14 protein-coding genes are annotated in these 15,595 nt (G+C 72.5%); 9 read left to right on the top strand and 5 right to left on the bottom strand.

The genetic code is table 11. The features are described from left to right. Window positions 1-1,697: TIGR03620 family F420-dependent LLM class oxidoreductase (locus tag NE236_RS37790; protein WP_252847083.1), on the top strand; the 1,697-nt coding region annotated here is incomplete at its 5' end. 49 nt (window positions 1,698-1,746) lie between these two features. Here the strand turns inward: NE236_RS37790 and NE236_RS37785 are convergent. Next, window positions 1,747-2,172 (bottom strand): OsmC family protein, encoded by a 426-nt coding sequence (locus NE236_RS37785; protein WP_252847082.1) that lies wholly within the window; start codon window positions 2,170-2,172, stop codon window positions 1,747-1,749. 107 nt (window positions 2,173-2,279) lie between these two features. Here NE236_RS37785 and NE236_RS37780 point away from each other — a divergent pair, with 107 nt between their 5' ends. From NE236_RS37780 to hrpB, 5 genes are all read left to right on the top strand, one after another. Beyond that, window positions 2,280-3,380, top strand: coding sequence for a DUF5925 domain-containing protein (locus NE236_RS37780; RefSeq protein WP_252847081.1), 1,101 nt, complete (start codon window positions 2,280-2,282; stop codon window positions 3,378-3,380). A 113-nt stretch (window positions 3,381-3,493) separates the two neighbouring features. Then, window positions 3,494-4,222, top strand: coding sequence for a class I SAM-dependent methyltransferase (locus tag NE236_RS37775; protein WP_252847080.1), 729 nt, complete (start codon window positions 3,494-3,496; stop codon window positions 4,220-4,222). Window positions 4,223-4,575: 353 nt separating this feature from the next. Next, on the top strand, window positions 4,576-5,289 hold the full coding sequence (locus NE236_RS37770) for an SDR family NAD(P)-dependent oxidoreductase (RefSeq protein ID WP_252847079.1): 714 nt from the start codon (window positions 4,576-4,578) through the stop codon (window positions 5,287-5,289). A gap of 49 nt (window positions 5,290-5,338) precedes the next feature. Continuing rightward, complete coding sequence (locus NE236_RS37765) at window positions 5,339-5,701, top strand: SgcJ/EcaC family oxidoreductase (RefSeq protein WP_252847078.1); 363 nt, start codon at window positions 5,339-5,341, stop codon at window positions 5,699-5,701. Between the two features lie 155 nt (window positions 5,702-5,856). Continuing rightward, complete coding sequence (gene hrpB, locus NE236_RS37760; protein ID WP_252847077.1) at window positions 5,857-8,253, top strand: ATP-dependent helicase HrpB; 2,397 nt, start codon at window positions 5,857-5,859, stop codon at window positions 8,251-8,253. Window positions 8,254-8,342: 89 nt separating this feature from the next. Here the strand turns inward: hrpB and NE236_RS37755 are convergent, their stop codons facing one another. Continuing rightward, the gene (locus NE236_RS37755; protein ID WP_252847076.1) at window positions 8,343-9,146 is read right to left on the bottom strand and encodes an SAM-dependent methyltransferase; all 804 of its coding nucleotides are present in this window, start codon (window positions 9,144-9,146) and stop codon (window positions 8,343-8,345) included. Between the two features lie 269 nt (window positions 9,147-9,415). On the opposite strand from NE236_RS37755, the gene NE236_RS37750 reads away from it, so the two are divergent. The 3 genes from NE236_RS37750 to NE236_RS37740 all read left to right on the top strand — a co-directional run bounded on the left by NE236_RS37750 (window position 9,416) and on the right by NE236_RS37740 (window position 13,012). After that, window positions 9,416-10,630 (top strand): MFS transporter, encoded by a 1,215-nt coding sequence (locus tag NE236_RS37750; RefSeq protein ID WP_252847075.1) that lies wholly within the window; start codon window positions 9,416-9,418, stop codon window positions 10,628-10,630. Window positions 10,631-10,778: 148 nt separating this feature from the next. Beyond that, the gene (locus NE236_RS37745; RefSeq protein ID WP_308209200.1) at window positions 10,779-11,321 is read left to right on the top strand and encodes a DUF485 domain-containing protein; all 543 of its coding nucleotides are present in this window, start codon (window positions 10,779-10,781) and stop codon (window positions 11,319-11,321) included. Then, on the top strand, window positions 11,321-13,012 hold the full coding sequence (locus NE236_RS37740) for a monocarboxylic acid transporter (RefSeq protein WP_372494499.1): 1,692 nt from the start codon (window positions 11,321-11,323) through the stop codon (window positions 13,010-13,012). The genes NE236_RS37745 and NE236_RS37740 overlap by 1 nt, the downstream gene beginning before the upstream one ends. Window positions 13,013-13,040: 28 nt before the next feature. On the opposite strand, the gene NE236_RS37735 is transcribed toward NE236_RS37740, so the two are convergent. From NE236_RS37735 to NE236_RS37725, 3 genes are read right to left on the bottom strand one after another with little or no spacing between them, the layout of a single operon-like run. Then, a complete protein-coding gene (locus NE236_RS37735; protein ID WP_252847072.1) occupies window positions 13,041-13,655 on the bottom strand; it encodes a response regulator in 615 nt (204 codons plus the stop codon). Beyond that, complete coding sequence (locus tag NE236_RS37730; protein WP_252847071.1) at window positions 13,652-14,848, bottom strand: sensor histidine kinase; 1,197 nt, start codon at window positions 14,846-14,848, stop codon at window positions 13,652-13,654. The genes NE236_RS37735 and NE236_RS37730 overlap by 4 nt, the downstream gene beginning before the upstream one ends. 2 nt (window positions 14,849-14,850) lie before the next feature. Then, entirely contained in the window at window positions 14,851-15,585 is a 735-nt protein-coding gene (locus NE236_RS37725) for an ABC transporter permease (protein ID WP_252847070.1), read from the bottom strand. Between the last annotated feature and the right edge of the window lie 10 nt (window positions 15,586-15,595).

The following is a 15,595-nucleotide window of genomic DNA, read 5'->3' as shown; positions in this document are numbered from 1 at the left end:
GTGCCGAAGGGCTCACCGCCGACCCCGGCGCCCTGACCCGGCTGGCGCGGGTCCGCGCCGCCGTCGAGTTCGAACGGGGCGATCCCCGGCGGGCCGCCCGCATCCTGGTCGAGCAGGTCGCCGGCGACCACCGGGCGCCCGCCATGCTTCGCATGGGCGCCTCGTACGCCTGGCTCTCCGGCGACCGGGAGTCGGTCCGCGCAGCCGCCGAGCGGTCGGCCGGGGCCGGGCGCCGCGACCCGCTGCTCCAGGGCCTGGCCCACCTCGTCGACGACGACTTCGCCCGCGGTGTCCCCCTCCTGCGGGAGGTGCTCGACGGCGCGCTCGGCGTGCCGGGCGACGGTCACCGCGCGTCCGCCTCGGACGGCGGGATGACCGAGGACCCCGGCGAGACGGTGGAGGCGATCCACAGTGGGTTGATCCTGGGCGACGACGACGCCGCCATCCGGCTCGCGACCGCCGAGGTCGCCCGCTGCCGGCAACGGGGACTGGTCGGGGAACTGGCGGGCGCGCTGCAGCGACTGGCCCAGGCGCAGGTCGCGGCCGGCCTGTTCCGCGACGGGGAGGCCAACGTCGCGGAGGCGATCACGATCGCCCGCGACACCGGCCGGCCGCAACGGGTCGGCCGGCTGCAGATCGTACTGGCCCGGGTCGCGGCGATCCAGGGCGACGAGGAGCGCTGCGGCGCGCTGACCGGCGACCCGCCCGGACGGGATCTGCCGGGCGCGGAGTCCGCCGCCGCGGACTGCGCGCTCGGCCTTCTCGACCTCGGCCTGGGCCGCTACGACGACGCCCTCGACCGGCTCGACGCGGCCCGGCGCGGTCCCGGCGGCAGCCTGGATCTTGGAACGTTCGGGGTCTACACCTTCGACTTCGAGGACCAGCCGGCCGCGCGGATGCGCGAGTCGATCCAGGAACTCGAGGAGCAGGGGTGGCGGGCGTTCTGGTTCCCCGAGCTCCTCGGGCGCGAGGCGCTCACGCACGCGGGCTATCTGCTCTCCTGCACCGAGCGGATGCACATCATCAACGGCATCGCGCAGATCTGGTCGCGCCAGGCCTGGTCGGCGTACGGCGCCGCTCTCCTCTTGGCCGACGCCTACCCCGACCGGCACGTGCTCGGTCTGGGATTCGGCGGCGAGCAGCGGCCCGGCGTCAAGCCCCTCGCGGCCATGACCGAGTATCTCGACGCGATGGACGCGGTCGAGTCACCCAATCCCAGGCCGAGGGCGCCGATGCGCCGGATCCTGGCCGCGTACGGGCCCAAGATGCTCGAGCTGGCGCGCGACCGCGCCGCCGGCGCGCAGACCTACCACGTCACCGTGGCGCACACCGCGCAGGCGCGGGAGGTCCTCGGGCGGGAGGCGTTCCTGGGCGTCGAACACGCGGTGCTGCTCGAGTCCGACCCCGGCAAGGCCCGCGCGATCGCACGCGAGCACCTGCGCCCCTATCTGACCAGCCCGTACAACATCGCGAAGTTCCGCCGGCTGGGCTACTCGGAGGAGGAGATCGCCGGCGGCAGCGACCGCATCGTCGACGACCTCGTGTTCTGGGGAGACGTGGACGCCATCGTCGGCAGGCTCCACGGCCACGTCGAGGCCGGCGCCGACCACGTCGCCGTCCAGGTGATCGGGATCGAGCCGGGCCGCTCCGCGATGCCGCACTGGCGTCTGCTCGGCGACGCGCTCCTCTCCCGGTAGAGGGGGTGCGGCGTGGGCGCCGCCCGTCCGGGGCGGCGCCCACACCGGGTCAGGCCAGGGACGCGTCGAGCGTGATCTTCGTCCCGGCGAGCGCTTTGCTGACCGGGCAGTTGGCCTTCGCCTGCTGGGCGGCGTTCTCGAAGTCCTCGGCGGAGATGCCCGGCACCGACGCGCGTACGGTCAGGTGGATGCCGGTGATGCCCTCACCCGGCTGGAAGGTCACGTCGGCGCGGGTGTCCACGGTCTCCGGCGGCGTGCCGGCCCCGGCGAGACCGTGCGACAGCGCCATGGAGAAGCACGTGCTGTGCGCGGCGGCGATGAGCTCCTCCGGGCTCGTCTTGCCCTCCGGCTTCTCCGCCCTCGACGGCCAGTTCACCTCGAACTCCCCGAGCTTCGAGGAGTCCAGCGACACCTTGCCCTGCCCGCCCATGAGCGGGCCTTCCCAATGAGCGTTCGCAGTACGGACGGTGGCCATGTGATGCTCCTTCTGGACGTACACGGGGCCCGCCGTCGAGCGACGGTGCGCCCGGTTTCGTGCAAATTCACTGGACGCGGGCCAAGGGCACCCCGATGATCGAGGGCATGTCCGAACCCGTCGTCCCGATCATAGGGGCCGAGCCCGAAGCGCCTGTCGACTACCGGCTCGACACGACCGACACGCTCGGCGGCGTAATCGACGTCCTCGCCCTGCAGCCGTTCACGACGGGCCGGCAGCCGTACGCCCGGGTCAAGCGGCTGGACCGGGTCCGCTCCGACGCGCCGCTGCGCCCGCCCGGCGCGCGGGTGCTGCGCGCCGTCCGCGAGGACAACCGCGACGCGCTGCTGGCCTGCGGCGACGGCTGGACGCTGCGCTCGGTCCGTTGGCGTGGCGGGTCCGGCACCGTCGAGGTCACCGCCGTCAGCGACGAACTGGCCGCCGCGATCGTCGAGCAGTCGGTCCGCGACGCCGTCGAGGCGTCCCCGGAGCAGGACCGCGTGGAGATGGGCTTCTGGCACTTCGGGCCCCATGGGGCGCAGCGCCGCGCGCGTTCCATCGCGACGACGTCCTGGGAGGCGATCCGGGGCAACTACTCGGCCGCGACCGCGGCGGCCGTCGACCGGCTCGCGGCGGTGCGCGCCGCCGACGTGACCGGCCGGCTCCTCCTCCTGCACGGCCCGCCCGGAACCGGCAAGACCACGGCCCTGCGCGCCTTGGCCCGCGAATGGGCGAAGTGGTGCCAGTTCGACTGCGTCCTCGACCCGGACCAACTGTTCGGCAACCCCGCCTATCTCATGGAGGTCGCCGTGGGGGAGGAGGACGAGGACGAGGACGACCGTCGCTGGCGGCTCCTCGTCCTGGAGGACTGTGACGAGCTCATCCGCGCCGAGGGCGGAGCCACCACCGGGCAGGCGCTGGCCCGCCTGCTCAACCTCACCGACGGCCTCGTGGGCCAGGGCCGCGACGTCCTCGTCGCCATCACCACCAACCGGCCCCTCGCCGGTTTGCACCCCGCCGTCGTACGCCCCGGCCGGTGCCTCGCGCAGATCGAGATGGGTCCGCTGTCCCGCGCCGAGGCCGCGGCCTGGCTGGGCACCACGGACGGTGTCCCCGACGCCGCGTCCCTCGCGGAGCTCTACGCGATCCGCGACGGCCGCACCATCGAGGCGACGCCTCCGACGTCCGGCACCGGCTTCTACCTCTGAGCACCTGTCGCGTCGCGGCGGAGGGCCCTACGCCGGCGCCGCGGCGGGGGAAGTACGCCGGCGGCGGCCGAAAATCCGTGGTCGCGGCGGTCGAGCGTGGATATCGTCGCGCGATGCCTGACGCGATCTTCGCCCATCCTCGCCTCGCGCCCATCTACGACGCCTTCGACGCCGACCGCGTCGATCTGACGGCCTACCTCGACGTCGCGGATGAGCTCGGCGTCGACCGCGTGCTCGATGTCGGGTGCGGCACAGGATGCCTCGCGGTCCTCCTCGCGGACGGCGGCCACACGGTGGTGGGCGTCGACCCGGCCGAGGCATCGCTCGACATCGCGAGGTCGAAGGATCCGACCGGAAGAATCACCTGGCTGCACGGCGATGCGACGGCGGCGCCGGCGCTGGGTGCGGATCTCGCGGTGATGGCGGGCAACGTGGCGCAGGTCTTTCTCACCGACGCCGACTGGACACGGACTCTCCGGGGCGTCCACGCCGCACTCCGCCCCGGGGGTCACCTCGTCTTCGAGACAAGACGCCCCGAATATCGCGCCTGGGAGGAATGGGCGGCCGACGATGCTCCGGTCACCCTCGACGTTCCAGGCATCGGCTCCGTGGAGCGGCGTCTCGAGGTCACCGACGTGAGCCTTCCGCTGGTCTCCTTCCGCTACACCTACACGTTCCTGGCGGACGGCACGCTCGTCACCTCGGACTCGACCCTCCGGTTCCGCCACCGCGACGAGGTGGAGACGAGCCTGGCCGCCAACGGCTATCGAGTGCTGGACGTCCGAGAAGCCCCTGATCGCCCAGGCCGCGAGTTCGTGTTCATCGCAGAGCGCGCGGCCTGAAGCCGCCCCCGCCGCGCGGGGAGCACCGCCTGGTTGAGTCCGGGATCCTCGCTGCGCCCCGGAGAACCGGGTGACAGACGCTAAGGCTGTCGCGATCGCGAGGCGAGTCTGCCAGCTAGAGACGTTTTCGGCGCTCCCTCCTTCGTACGCGACAGCACTACACCGATCGGGCACCGCCGCGCTGACGTGCGCTGAGAGGCCATCCCTATCAGCTACTAGGAATTCGGTCCCGGGCCAAGCCGCCTGACCTTTGGCTTCTCCCCGCCCGGGCGTCTACGCTTCAAATAGTCGACCGGTCGGCTAGTAATTAGAGATCGGTTCACGGAATGTCCGCCATCTCGAAGAAGGTCATCATGAGCTCTCAGATCCAGAAGGTCGCGATCGTCACCGGTGCCTCGCAGGGCCTCGGCGCCGCGATCGTCGACGGCTACCGCAAGCTCGGCTACGCCGTCGTCGCCACCTCGCGCACCATCGCCCCCTCCAACGACGCGAACATCCTGACCGTCCAGGGCGACATCGCCGACCCCGCCACCGCCGAGCGTGTCATCGCCGCTGGTGTGGAGCGGTTCGGCCGCGTCGACACCTTGGTCAACAACGCGGGACTCTTCGTCGCCAAGCCCTTCACCGACTACACCCAGGACGACTACGCCGCCGTGACCGGTGTGAACCTCACCGGTTTCTTCCGAATCACCCAGCTGGCCATCGAGCAGATGCTCACCCTGGGCGGCGGTCACATCGTCAACATCACCACCAGCCTGGTCGACAACGCCGACTCCCGAGTCCCTTCCGCGCTGGCCTCGCTGACCAAGGGCGGGCTGCAGTCCGCCACCAAGTCCCTCGCCATCGAGTACGCCACCCGCGGTATCCGCGCCAACGCCGTCTCGCCGGGCACCATCAAGACCCCCATGCACGCCGTGGAGACCCATGAGACCCTCGCCGGCCTGCACCCGGTCGGCCGGATGGGTGAGGCGAGTGACATCGCGGATGCGGTCATCTACCTGGAGAACGCCCCGTTCGTAACCGGCGAGATCCTCCACGTCGACGGTGGCATGAGCGCAGGTCACTGACCCACGGGTCCCGATTCCATCCGCTCAACAGGAGAACGTGATACACACCATGACAGACGCTGAAGCCGTCCTGCGCCGCGTCCTCGACCAGTGGAAGGCAGGCGTCGACGACCACGATCCGCATCGGGTCGCCTCTCACTTCACCGAAGACGCGATCTTTCAGGGGTCGCGCCCCTACAGCGTCGGGAGGCAGAGCGTCGCCGACTATTACGACGCCCAGCCCCTGGGCCTGTCGGTCGCGTATCGCATTGTGGAAAGCAGGCGCCTTTCCGACGACATCGTGCTCGGGTACGTGAACGCAAACTTCTCGTTCACCGACAGGCCCACGCTGAGCGGCTACATCGGCGTAGTGCTGAAGCGTTCGGAAGACGACTGGCAGATCAGCCACTACCAAGTCTCCGGCCTCGGCTAGGGCCTGTCCCGGGACTGCGGGCGTTCGCGGCCCGGGTCGGCGTGCCGGCCTGACGGCTTCCACCGCTGAGGAGCGAGGCCCCGGGTGCCGAGTTTCGGACCGACGTGGTCGATGGCGTGTCCGGCCGACGCGGTCGGAGCGGCCACACTGGTGGGGTGCGTTCGTCCGACCTGCCTGTCTCCGCCGCCCTGCCCGCGTTGCGCGCCGCTCTCGACTCCGTCGGGACGGCGGTGCTGGCCGCGCCGCCCGGGACCGGGAAGACCACACTCGTGCCGCTCGCCCTCGCAGAGAGCGGGCGGCGGGTGATCGTGGCCGAGCCCCGGCGGCTCGCCGCGCGGGCCGCAGCGCGGCGGATGGCGTGGATGCTCGGCGAGTCCGTCGGCGAACGCGTCGGCTACGCCATCCGCGGTGAGCGCCGGCCGGGCAGCGCGGTCGAGGTCGTCACGACAGGTGTGCTGCTGCGGCGCCTGCAGAACGACCCGGACGTGCGCGCCGACGTGGTGATCCTCGACGAGTGCCACGAGCGTCACCTCGACGCCGACACCGCGTTCGCCTTCCTCCTCGATGTCCGCGCGACGCTGCGCCCCGATCTGGGCGTCATCGCCGCGTCGGCGACCGCCGACACCGGGCCGTGGGCGGAGCTGATGGGCGGTGCGCCGGTGGTCGCGGCGGACGGTGCCATGCACCCGGTGGAGGTGGTCTGGACGCCCCCGCCCCGTCCCGTACGCCCGCCGCACGGCCTGTCCGTCGACCCGGCGTTGCTCGACCACGTCGGGTCGACCGTCCGGCGGGCGCTGGCCGAGCGGGAGGGCGACGTGCTGTGCTTCCTGCCCGGCGTGGCCGAGATCGACCGGGTCGCGCGCGCCCTCGGCGACCTGCACGTGCTGCGGCTGCACGGCCGCGCCCCCGCCGCCGTGCAGGAGGAGGTGCTGCGGGGCCCGGACGGCGGGCGGCGCGTCGTGCTGACGACATCCGTCGCCGAGTCGAGCCTCACCGTGCCCGGCGTACGCGTCGTCGTGGACGCCGGACTGTCGCGGGAGCCGCGTACCGACCACGCGCGTGGGCTGGGCGCGCTGACGACCGTACGGGCGTCGCGGGCCGCCGCCGACCAGCGCGCCGGGCGTGCCGGGCGCGAGGCGCCGGGAACGGTCTACCGGTGCTGGACCGAGGCCGAGCACCAGCGGCTCCCCGAGCGCCCACGGCCGGAGATCGCGCTGGCCGACCTGACCGGGTTCGCGCTGGAGGCGGCCTGCTGGGGCGAGCCGGACGCCACCGGCCTGGCGCTGCTGGACGCCCCGCCGCCTGCGGCGATGCGCGCCGCCCGGGAGACCCTGCGCGCGATCGGCGCCGTGGACGGCGACGGCCGGGTCACCGAACGCGGCCGGAGGATGTCCCGCATCGGCGTGCACCCTCGGCTGGCCCGCGCCCTTCTCGACGGGGCCGAGCACGTCGGTGCGCGGGCGGCGGACGTCGTCGCGGTGCTGTCCGACCAGCAACGGACCGACGAGGACCTGGTCCGGCAGTGGCGTGGCCTCCGGGGCGACGCGCGATGGCGGGACGAGGCGCGCCGGCTGCGGCGCGCCGTGCCGGACGCCCCGAATTCCGGCCCGGACGACGAGACGACGGCGGGCGTCGTGGTCGCGCTCGCCTTTCCCGAGCGGGTCGCACGGGCCCGCGACGGGGGGTACCTCATGGCGTCCGGCACCGCTGCCGAGCCCGTCAGGGGCTCCGCGCTCGGCGGGTCCGAGTGGCTGGCCATCGCGGTCGCCGACCGCCGCCCGGGCGCTCCGGCCGCGCGGATCCGCCAGGCCGTCCCGATCGACGAGGAGGTGGCCCGGCTGGCCGTGGGCACGACGGTGGAGGAGGAGGTCGCCTGGCGGGGCGACGTCGTCGCGCGCCGCGTCGAACGCCTCGGCGCCATCGAGCTGTCGGCCGTGCCACTGCCGGACCCGGACCCTGAGCTCGTCCGGGCGGCCCTGCGCGAGGGCCTGCGCCGGGAAGGCCTCGGCCTGCTCACCTGGACCCGCGAGGCGGAGGCGTTGCGCGCCCGGCTGGCGTTCTGCCACCGCGTCCTCGGCCCGCCGTGGCCGGCGATGGACGACGACGCGCTGCTCGAGTGCTTCGACCTGACGACCGGTGGCGCGCGGCGGCGAGCCGACCTCGAACGCGCCGACGTGGTCACGCTGCTGCGCGGGCTGCTGCCGTGGGAGTGCGCGGCCCGGCTCGACGACGTCGCCCCCGAGCGGATCGCGGTGCCGAGCGGTTCACGCGTCCGGATCGGCTACTCCGGTGAGCAGCCGGTGCTAGCCGCGAAGCTGCAGGAACTCTTCGGGTGGGCCGAAACGCCGCGCATCGCCGGCGTCCCGCTCGTGGTCCACCTGCTGTCGCCCGCCGGGCGGCCCGCCGCCGTCACCGCCGACCTGGCGTCCTTCTGGCGTGAGGGCTACCGGGGCGTCCGCGCCGAACTCCGCGGCCGCTACCCCCGCCACCCCTGGCCCGAGGACCCGGCCACGGCGGAGCCGACCCGCCGCGTGAACGCCCGCCGCCGCTGACCGCGTTCCGCCGAGGTTTTTCGGCGTCCCAACGACGAAAAACCTCGGCGGAACCGCTGCGGTCGGCGGAACCGGGGCGCGGGCGCGGGTCACGGCTTGCGGCCGACGCCTCCGTAGATCCAGTAGGTGGCCTCCGGGGCCGGGTCCGCGGGATCGGGACGCCAGGCGTCGACGGTGACCAGGCCGGGATCGGCGAGGTCGTACCCGTCGAAGAAGCGCGCGATCTCCGCGTGCTCGCGGATGTAGATGGGCGTCGGCGTCGTGGCGTACACGCTCTCGATCTGCTCGACCGTGGTGGTCGGATGACCGTCCCGGGTGGCGTGGGTGAACGTGATGTGGCTGCCGGACGGCAGGGCGTCGCGAAGCGCGCCCATGACGTACGGTCGTTCCTCTTCGGTGATGAAATGCACCATGGCGATCAGGAGCACACCGACCGGCTCGCTGAAGTCGATGAGTTTGGTGGTGTTCGGGTGTCCCAGCACCGAGGCGGGATCGCGCATGTCGGCGGTCGCCACGGTGGTGTTGTCGTCCCGGGCGAGCAGGGCCCGGCCGTGCACGAGTACGACCGGGTCGTTGTCGACGTAGACGACACGGGCGTCGGGCGTGATCTCCTGTGCGATCTCGTGGGTGTTGCCCCCGGTGGGCAGGCCGGAGCCGATGTCGATGAACTGCCGGATCCCCTGACGGGCCATGTACCGGACCGCGCGCCGCAGGAAGGCGCGGTTCTCCCGGGCGAGCCGGCGGATCTCCGGCATCGCCTCGGCGACCCGGTCCACGGCGTCCCGGTCCACCTGGTAGTTGTCCTTACCGTCCAGGTAGTAGTCGTACATCCGGGCGACGCTCGGCTTGCTCGTGTCGATGCCGAGCGACGACGGGTCGACCTGTTCATCCACGAAAATGGTCTCCATCCCTGTCTGACCGTTTGATGATCAAGCGTAGAGCGAAACCGTTAATCTCGCCCACCTGTGTGGTATTTGTGCTGCCCGAAACGGCGAGTCCCGCCGTCCCGCGGCGCGGCCCGGCCGACGCTGTAGGGTGACGGGCGTGTTCCTCCCCCGTGTCTAGACACCGACCCTGACCGCGCCGACGTGCCGCGGTCCTCCGGTGTCCCCTGACACTCCCGGCGCGGTTCCCGCGCGCCGGTCTCTCCGAGGAACGTCTCGTGTCTTCTCCCTCCTATGCCGCCGTCCTGCGTGCCCCGCACGCTCGCCGCACCTTCGGCGCCGCGCTGCTCGGCCGGCTGTCGTACGGCGTGGTCTCCCTGTCCCTGACGCTCGCGTCGGCCGGTGCGACCGGCTCGTACGCCACGGCGGGCGCCGCCGTCGCCCTGTTCGGGCTGGCGGTCTCGGTGCTGTCTCCCGTGCGTGCCCGGCTGATCGACCGGTACGGGCCCCGGCGTGCGCTTCCGTCGATGGCCGTCGCGTACGCGGTGCTGCTGGCCGCGCTGGCCCTCGTCACCGCGCGGCGGGGCGTGCCCGCCGCTCCCGTCGTGGTCCTGGCGTTCGCGGCGGGCGCGTTCCCGCCTCCGCTCGGCCCGGTCATGCGCACGCTGTGGAGCGACCTGCTGCCCGACCGGCGGCTGTTGCAGCGCGCGTTCAGCCTGGACACCGTCGCGGAGGAACTGCTGTTCGTCGCCGGGCCGCTGCTGGCCGGTCTGATCGCGGCGCTCGCGCGGCCGGCCGCGGGCCTGGCCGTCAGCGCCGGGCTCGTCCTATCCGGCACCTTCGCCCTTGTCTCGTCCCCGGTCGCCCGGTCCCGCAGCGGGCCGGGCGACGAGGCCGCGGGCCCGGAGACGGACGGCCTCGCGCCGCCCCGGCCGGGAGGCTTCTTCGGCGGGCTCGGGCGGCCGGTCGTCCTGTCGGCCGGGGTCGGCGCGTGCCTCGGTGCGCTGGGCCTGCTCGTCGTCGCCTTCGCCTCCCGCCGCGACGACGCGGCCGCGGCCGCGTGGGCCGAGGCCGCGCTGTCCGTCGGCAGCGCGATCGGTGGCCTGGCGTACGGGGCGCTGTCCTGGCGGGTGTCCGGGCGGGTGCGGCTGCCGCTGCTGACCGCCGCCGTGGCGGTGCCCCTGGCGGCCGCCGGGTCCGCGCCGGGCCTGTACGTGCTGTCGGCGGTGGTGGGTGCCGCAGGGCTGTTCGTCGCCCCGGCCATGACCACGGCGTACCTGCTCGCGGAGGAGTCCGCGGATCACGGCGGCCGCACGCGGGCGGGCGCGTGGGTCAACACCGCCTTCAACGCGGGCTCGTCCTTCGGTGCGGCGATGGCCGGCCAACTGGTGGGCCGCCTGCCACTGGCCTGCTGCTTCGTCGCGGCGGCGGCCCCGGCCCTGCTGCCGGCGCTCGCCGCTCTGGCCCGCCGTGACCGGCCGACCCGCCTGTGAGGAAGGCGGATCCCCGGCGGTCTCCGCCGGGGATCCCGCTTTTCCCCGCACGAATTCCTGCGAAGTGGTGAATGCGAGCGGCCTCGGTCTGATCTCATTGCGGAGTTGGAGAACCACGTAGGGTCACGGCCGAGACAGGGAGGGGTGTGTGGTGGTCACCGGGTCACGGCCATCGCCACGTCGCAGAACGGATCCGCGCGATCGCGCCCGATATGTCGCGATAAGGCAAGATGAAAGGTTCGTCGTCCTGAAAGGGAAATTTCGAAGGTTAATCGTCCTGATGGTTTCTCTGTTCCTCGGCTGGTACTTCCTGTACGTCCTCGCGTCGGCGTTCGCGCGCGACCTCATGGCGTACCGGCTCTTCGGGAACATCAACGTCGCGCTCGTGTTCGGGGTGCTCCAGTTCGCCTCGGCGTTCGTGCTCGCCTGGCGCCACACCCGCTACGCGCGGGAGGTGCTCGACCCGCTGGCCGCCCAGATCGTGGCCGACGCCGAGGAGCGCGTCGGCGAGGCGGTCCGCCGCCGGGCGGCGGCCCCGCCCTCCGGCGAACGGCCCTACCTTGGCCCGACGCCCCCGGACGGGACGCAGTCGCCACCGGATCCGGCCGCGCGGCCCGGAACGGCGTCTCCGCCCCGGCCCTCACCCTGGCCCGAGACGGCCACCCGGCCGTGGACGGGAGGCACGCGGTGATCTTCGCCAGTGCGGGTTCCCTCGCGGGAAGCGGGCGGACCATCACGTTCGCGCTGTTCATCGGGCTCGTCTGCATCACCCTGGCCATCACGGTCTGGGCGCGGATGCACACCGACGGGGCCGTCGACTTCTACGCCGGCGGGCGCGTCTTCTCCGGTCCGCAGAACGGCCTGGCGCTCGCGGGCGACTACATGTCCGCGGCGTCGTTCCTCGGCATCGCCGGGATCATCTCGCTGTCCGGCTACGACGGCTTCCTCTACTCCATCGGTTTCCTGGTGGCGTGGCTGCCGGCGCTGCTGATCGTCGAGCTGATGCGCAACACCGGCCGCTTCACCATGGCCGACGTGCTCTCCCATCGGGCCCGCCGGCAGTCCTCCGTACGGATCGCCGCGGCGGTGTCCACCGTGACGGTGTCGGTGTTCTACCTCATCGCGCAGATGGTCGGGGCCGGTGCGCTCATCGCCCTGCTGCTCGGCGTACGGCCCGGCGCGACGTTCCTCGGCATGTCGGCGGGGACGGCCGAGGTGATGACGATCGTCGTCGTCGGCGCGCTCATGATCTGCTATGTGATGTTCGGCGGGATGAAGGGCACCACCTGGGTGCAGATCATCAAGGCCGCGCTGCTGATGTTCGGCGCGACCCTCATGACGGTCCTCGTCCTCGGGCGCTTCGGCTTCGACCTCAGCCACCTGCTCGGTGCGGCGGCCCGGTCCAGCGGCAAGGGGCACGCCTTCCTCGAACCCGGCCTGAAGTACGGCAAGGAGGTCTCGGGCCACTCGTCGCAGACGCTGTTCAACAAGCTGGACTTCGTGAGCCTCGCCCTCGCTCTCGTCCTCGGCACCGCCGGCCTGCCGCACATCGTCACCCGCTTCTACACCGTGCCGGACGCGCGGGCCGCGCGCACCTCGGTGAACTGGGCGATGGGTCTGGTCGGGGCGTTCTACCTGATGACGATCGCGCTGGGCTTCGGCGCGACCGCGCTGGTCGGGCGCAAGGAGATCATCGCGCACGACCCCGCGGGCAACACGGCGGCGCCGCTGCTCGCCCGCGAGCTCGGCCGGCACGTCGCGGGACGGATCGGCGGTGACATCATGCTCGCGTTCGTCGCCTCGGTGGCGTTCGCGACGATCCTGGCGGTGGTCGCCGGACTGGTCATGGCCTCGGCCACGTCGCTCGCGCACGACTACTTCGGCAACGTGCTGATGCTGGGCCGGCCGCAGGAGCGGCAGGAGGTGGCGGTCGCGCGGTTCGCGGCCTTCCTCATCGGCTCGGTCGCCATCGTGCTGGCCGTCTTCGCCAAGAACCTCAACGTCGCGTTCCTGGTGGCGCTCGCCTTCGCGATGGCCGCGTCGGCGAACCTCCCCGCGATCGTCTTCACCCTGTTCTGGCGCCGGTTCAACGGGGCAGGGATGGTCGCCGGGATCTACGGCGGGCTGCTCAGCTCGATCGTGCTGGTCGTCTTCTCGCCGGTGGTGTCCGGGAAGGTCGATCCGGTCACGGGGCAGAGCCTGTCGCTGTTCCCCAAGGGCACCGACTTCCACTGGTTCCCGCTGGACAACCCCGGTCTGGTCTCGATCCCCGTCGGGTTCCTGTGCGCCTTCGTGGGCACGTTCCTCAGCCGGGACAAGACCGACCCGGACGGCTTCACCGAGCTGTCCGTGCGTTCCCTGACCGGAGCCGGCGCGCACTGAGCGCGTCTCGCATGAGTGACCGCCGCCGTCAGGGGAGGAGACCGCGCTTGTAGGCCTCGCCGACGGCGGCGGCACGGTCGCGGACACCGAGTTTGTCGTAGATGTGCAGCAGGTGCGTCTTGATGGTCGCCTCGCTGACGAACAGGCGCCGCGCCACCTCCCGGTTGGTGGTGCCGTCGGCGACGAGGGCGAGCACCTCGCGCTCCCGCTTGCTGAGCGTGCCGGGGGAGGGGCCGCGCACCCGGCCCATCAGGCGGCCCGCGACGGACGGGGACAGCACCGACTCGCCGCGGTACGCCGCGCGGACCGCCCGGATGAGCTCCTCGCGCGGGGCGTCCTTCAGGAGATAGCCGGTGGCCCCGGCCTCGATGGCGGGTAGCACGTCGCTGTCGGTGTCGAAGGTGGTCAGGACCAGGACGCGGACGGCGGGGTGGGTGTCGCGGAGCCGGGCGATCGCCTCGACCCCGCTCATCTCCGGCATGCGCAGGTCCATGAGGACGACGTCGGCGCCGGCGGCCAGCGCGATCGCCTCCGCGCCGTTGGCGGCCTCGCCGGTCACCTCGAAGTCCGGGTCGCCGGCGAAGACGCCGCGCAGGCCGTCCCGGACGATCGGATGGTCGTCGACGATCAGCAGGCGGATCACGGTTGCTCTCCCGGGGGCAGGGCGGGGACGGTCGCGTTGATCGCGGTGCCCTCGCCGGGACCGCTCTCTATCTCCAGCCGTCCGGCCACCTGGAGCAGTCGTTGCCGCATCGAGGTCAGCCCGAAGCCTGCGCCGCTCACGTCCGGGTCGAAGCCGACCCCGTCGTCGCGGACGTCCAGCAGGACGACGTCGTCCAGGTAGGACAGGGTCAGGCCGACCCGGGAGGCCCCGGCGTGTTTGGCGACGTTCGTCAGCGCCTCCTGGGCGACGCGGAACAGCGCGACCTCGACGTCGGGGAGCATCGGCCGGGGTTCGCCGGTCGTCTCGACGCCGATGGAGAGCCCGGAGGCCCGCGACCAGCGTTCGCTCATCCCGGCGATGGCCTCCGGCAGCCGCGCGTCGTCCAGGTGCGGCGACCGCAGCGCCTCCACCGACCGGCGCGCCTCCGCGAGGTTCTCGCGGGCCAGCGCCTGTGCCAGGTCGGCGTGGCGCCGCCATTCGGTGGGGTTCTGCCGTGCCGCCTCCAACTGGGCGACGATCCCGGTGAAGCCCTGCGCCAGGGTGTCGTGGATCTCGCGGGCCATGCGCTGGCGTTCGTCCAGCACGCCGGCCTCACGCGCCTGGGCCAGCAGTTGGGCGTGCAGCCCGGCGTTCTCCCCCAGCGCCACCTCCAGGCGTGCGTTGGACTCGGCCAGCCGGTCGAGCGTCCTGCGCCGTCTGACGTCGAGCAGCATGAACACCGCGCCGACGGCCGCAGTCGCCACCACGAAGATGAGATAGACCGGGATCGTCGTCGCGTCGAGCTGGTCGAAGCCCCCGACGTACGTGACGGACACGACCGTCGCCGTGGCCACGACGCCGGCCCACTTCCAGTGGCCCCGCAGGTGGACCACCTGGACGTACCCGGTCCAGGCGAAGAGGCCGAACAGCGGGCTCCGCAGGACCATGACGGCGAACAGCACCAGGAGACCGGCGAAGTAGAGCACCGGCGGGGCCCAGAAGACGCCGGGCAGGGTGACGATCAGCATCCAGACGGCGGCGGTCACCGCCAGGCCGAGCGTCGCCCAGACCTGCGCCGGTGACTTCGCGTCGGCCAGCAGGACCAGGGTCGTGGAGATGGCGAGCGCCCCGTACGGGACGACCCGGGCGATGACGGCCTCGCGCCGGTCCACGCCGCCCTGGGGTACCGCCATCATCACTCCCACCGGAAGAGCCGGGCGGCCGTCAGCCCGGCGGCGACCGCGTACGCCGCCATTATGGCGAGTTGGGCGAGATGCGGCTCGGCGCCCATCCAGCTGTCCCGCATGGTCTTGAGCGTCGCGCCCAAGGGGGTGTAGTCGCCGACGGCTCGGAGCGCCGACGGCATCTGCTCACGGGGGATGTACACGCCGCCGAGGAAGAGGCTCGGGAAGAACAGCACCATGCCGATCAGGTTGCCGGCCTTCGCGCCCGGGGCGACGGCGGCGACGACGAGCCCGATTCCGAACAGTGCCCCGATGCCGAGGACGACCGTTCCCACGAACGCGGGGAACCGCTCGGGAACGGGCGTGCCGAACAGCACGCGGGCAGCAATGATCATCAGTGCGACCGAGACGAACGCGGCGGCGACGTACAGCAGGAGCTGGGCGATGAGCAGGTACGCCGGGCGGACGGGCGTCGTGGCCATGCGCCGCAGCACGCCCTTCTCCCGGTACCCGGCGAGCGTGGCGGGCAGGATGGACAGGCCGAGGACCGTCAGCGTGAGCCCCACGCCCAGCGCGGCCATGTACTCGGGGGTGGTCTGGCCGCCGAGGGCCTGCTGGGCCTTGTTCCCGCCGGGGAGGTACCCGAATCCGAGCAGCAGGGCGAGCGGCAGCAGCAGGACCAGCACCGGCGTGATGATCTCGCGGGTGAAGAGCTTCAGTTCCAGGTACGTGAGCTTGGCGAGCATGATGTCTCCC

It is taken from the genome of Actinoallomurus purpureus, from assembly GCF_024055795.1.
GTDB lineage: Bacteria > Actinomycetota > Actinomycetes > Streptosporangiales > Streptosporangiaceae > Actinoallomurus > Actinoallomurus purpureus.
The sequence above is the reverse complement of the archived record's forward strand: the minus strand, read 5'-3'. Positions and strand labels throughout refer to the sequence as shown.

Bases quoted from the DNA above. Each gene is read 5' to 3' on its own strand.
- NE236_RS37785 (WP_252847082.1), bottom strand. From the start codon at position 2,172: ATGGCCACCGTCCGTACTGCGAACGCTCATTGGGAAGGCCCGCTCATG.
- NE236_RS37780 (WP_252847081.1), top strand. From the start codon at position 2,280: ATGTCCGAACCCGTCGTCCCGATCATAGGGGCCGAGCCCGAAGCGCCT.
- NE236_RS37775 (WP_252847080.1), top strand. From the start codon at position 3,494: ATGCCTGACGCGATCTTCGCCCATCCTCGCCTCGCGCCCATCTACGAC.
- NE236_RS37770 (WP_252847079.1), top strand. From the start codon at position 4,576: ATGAGCTCTCAGATCCAGAAGGTCGCGATCGTCACCGGTGCCTCGCAG.
- NE236_RS37765 (WP_252847078.1), top strand. From the start codon at position 5,339: ATGACAGACGCTGAAGCCGTCCTGCGCCGCGTCCTCGACCAGTGGAAG.
- NE236_RS37730 (WP_252847071.1), bottom strand. From the start codon at position 14,848: ATGGCGGTACCCCAGGGCGGCGTGGACCGGCGCGAGGCCGTCATCGCC.
- NE236_RS37725 (WP_252847070.1), bottom strand. From the start codon at position 15,585: ATGCTCGCCAAGCTCACGTACCTGGAACTGAAGCTCTTCACCCGCGAG.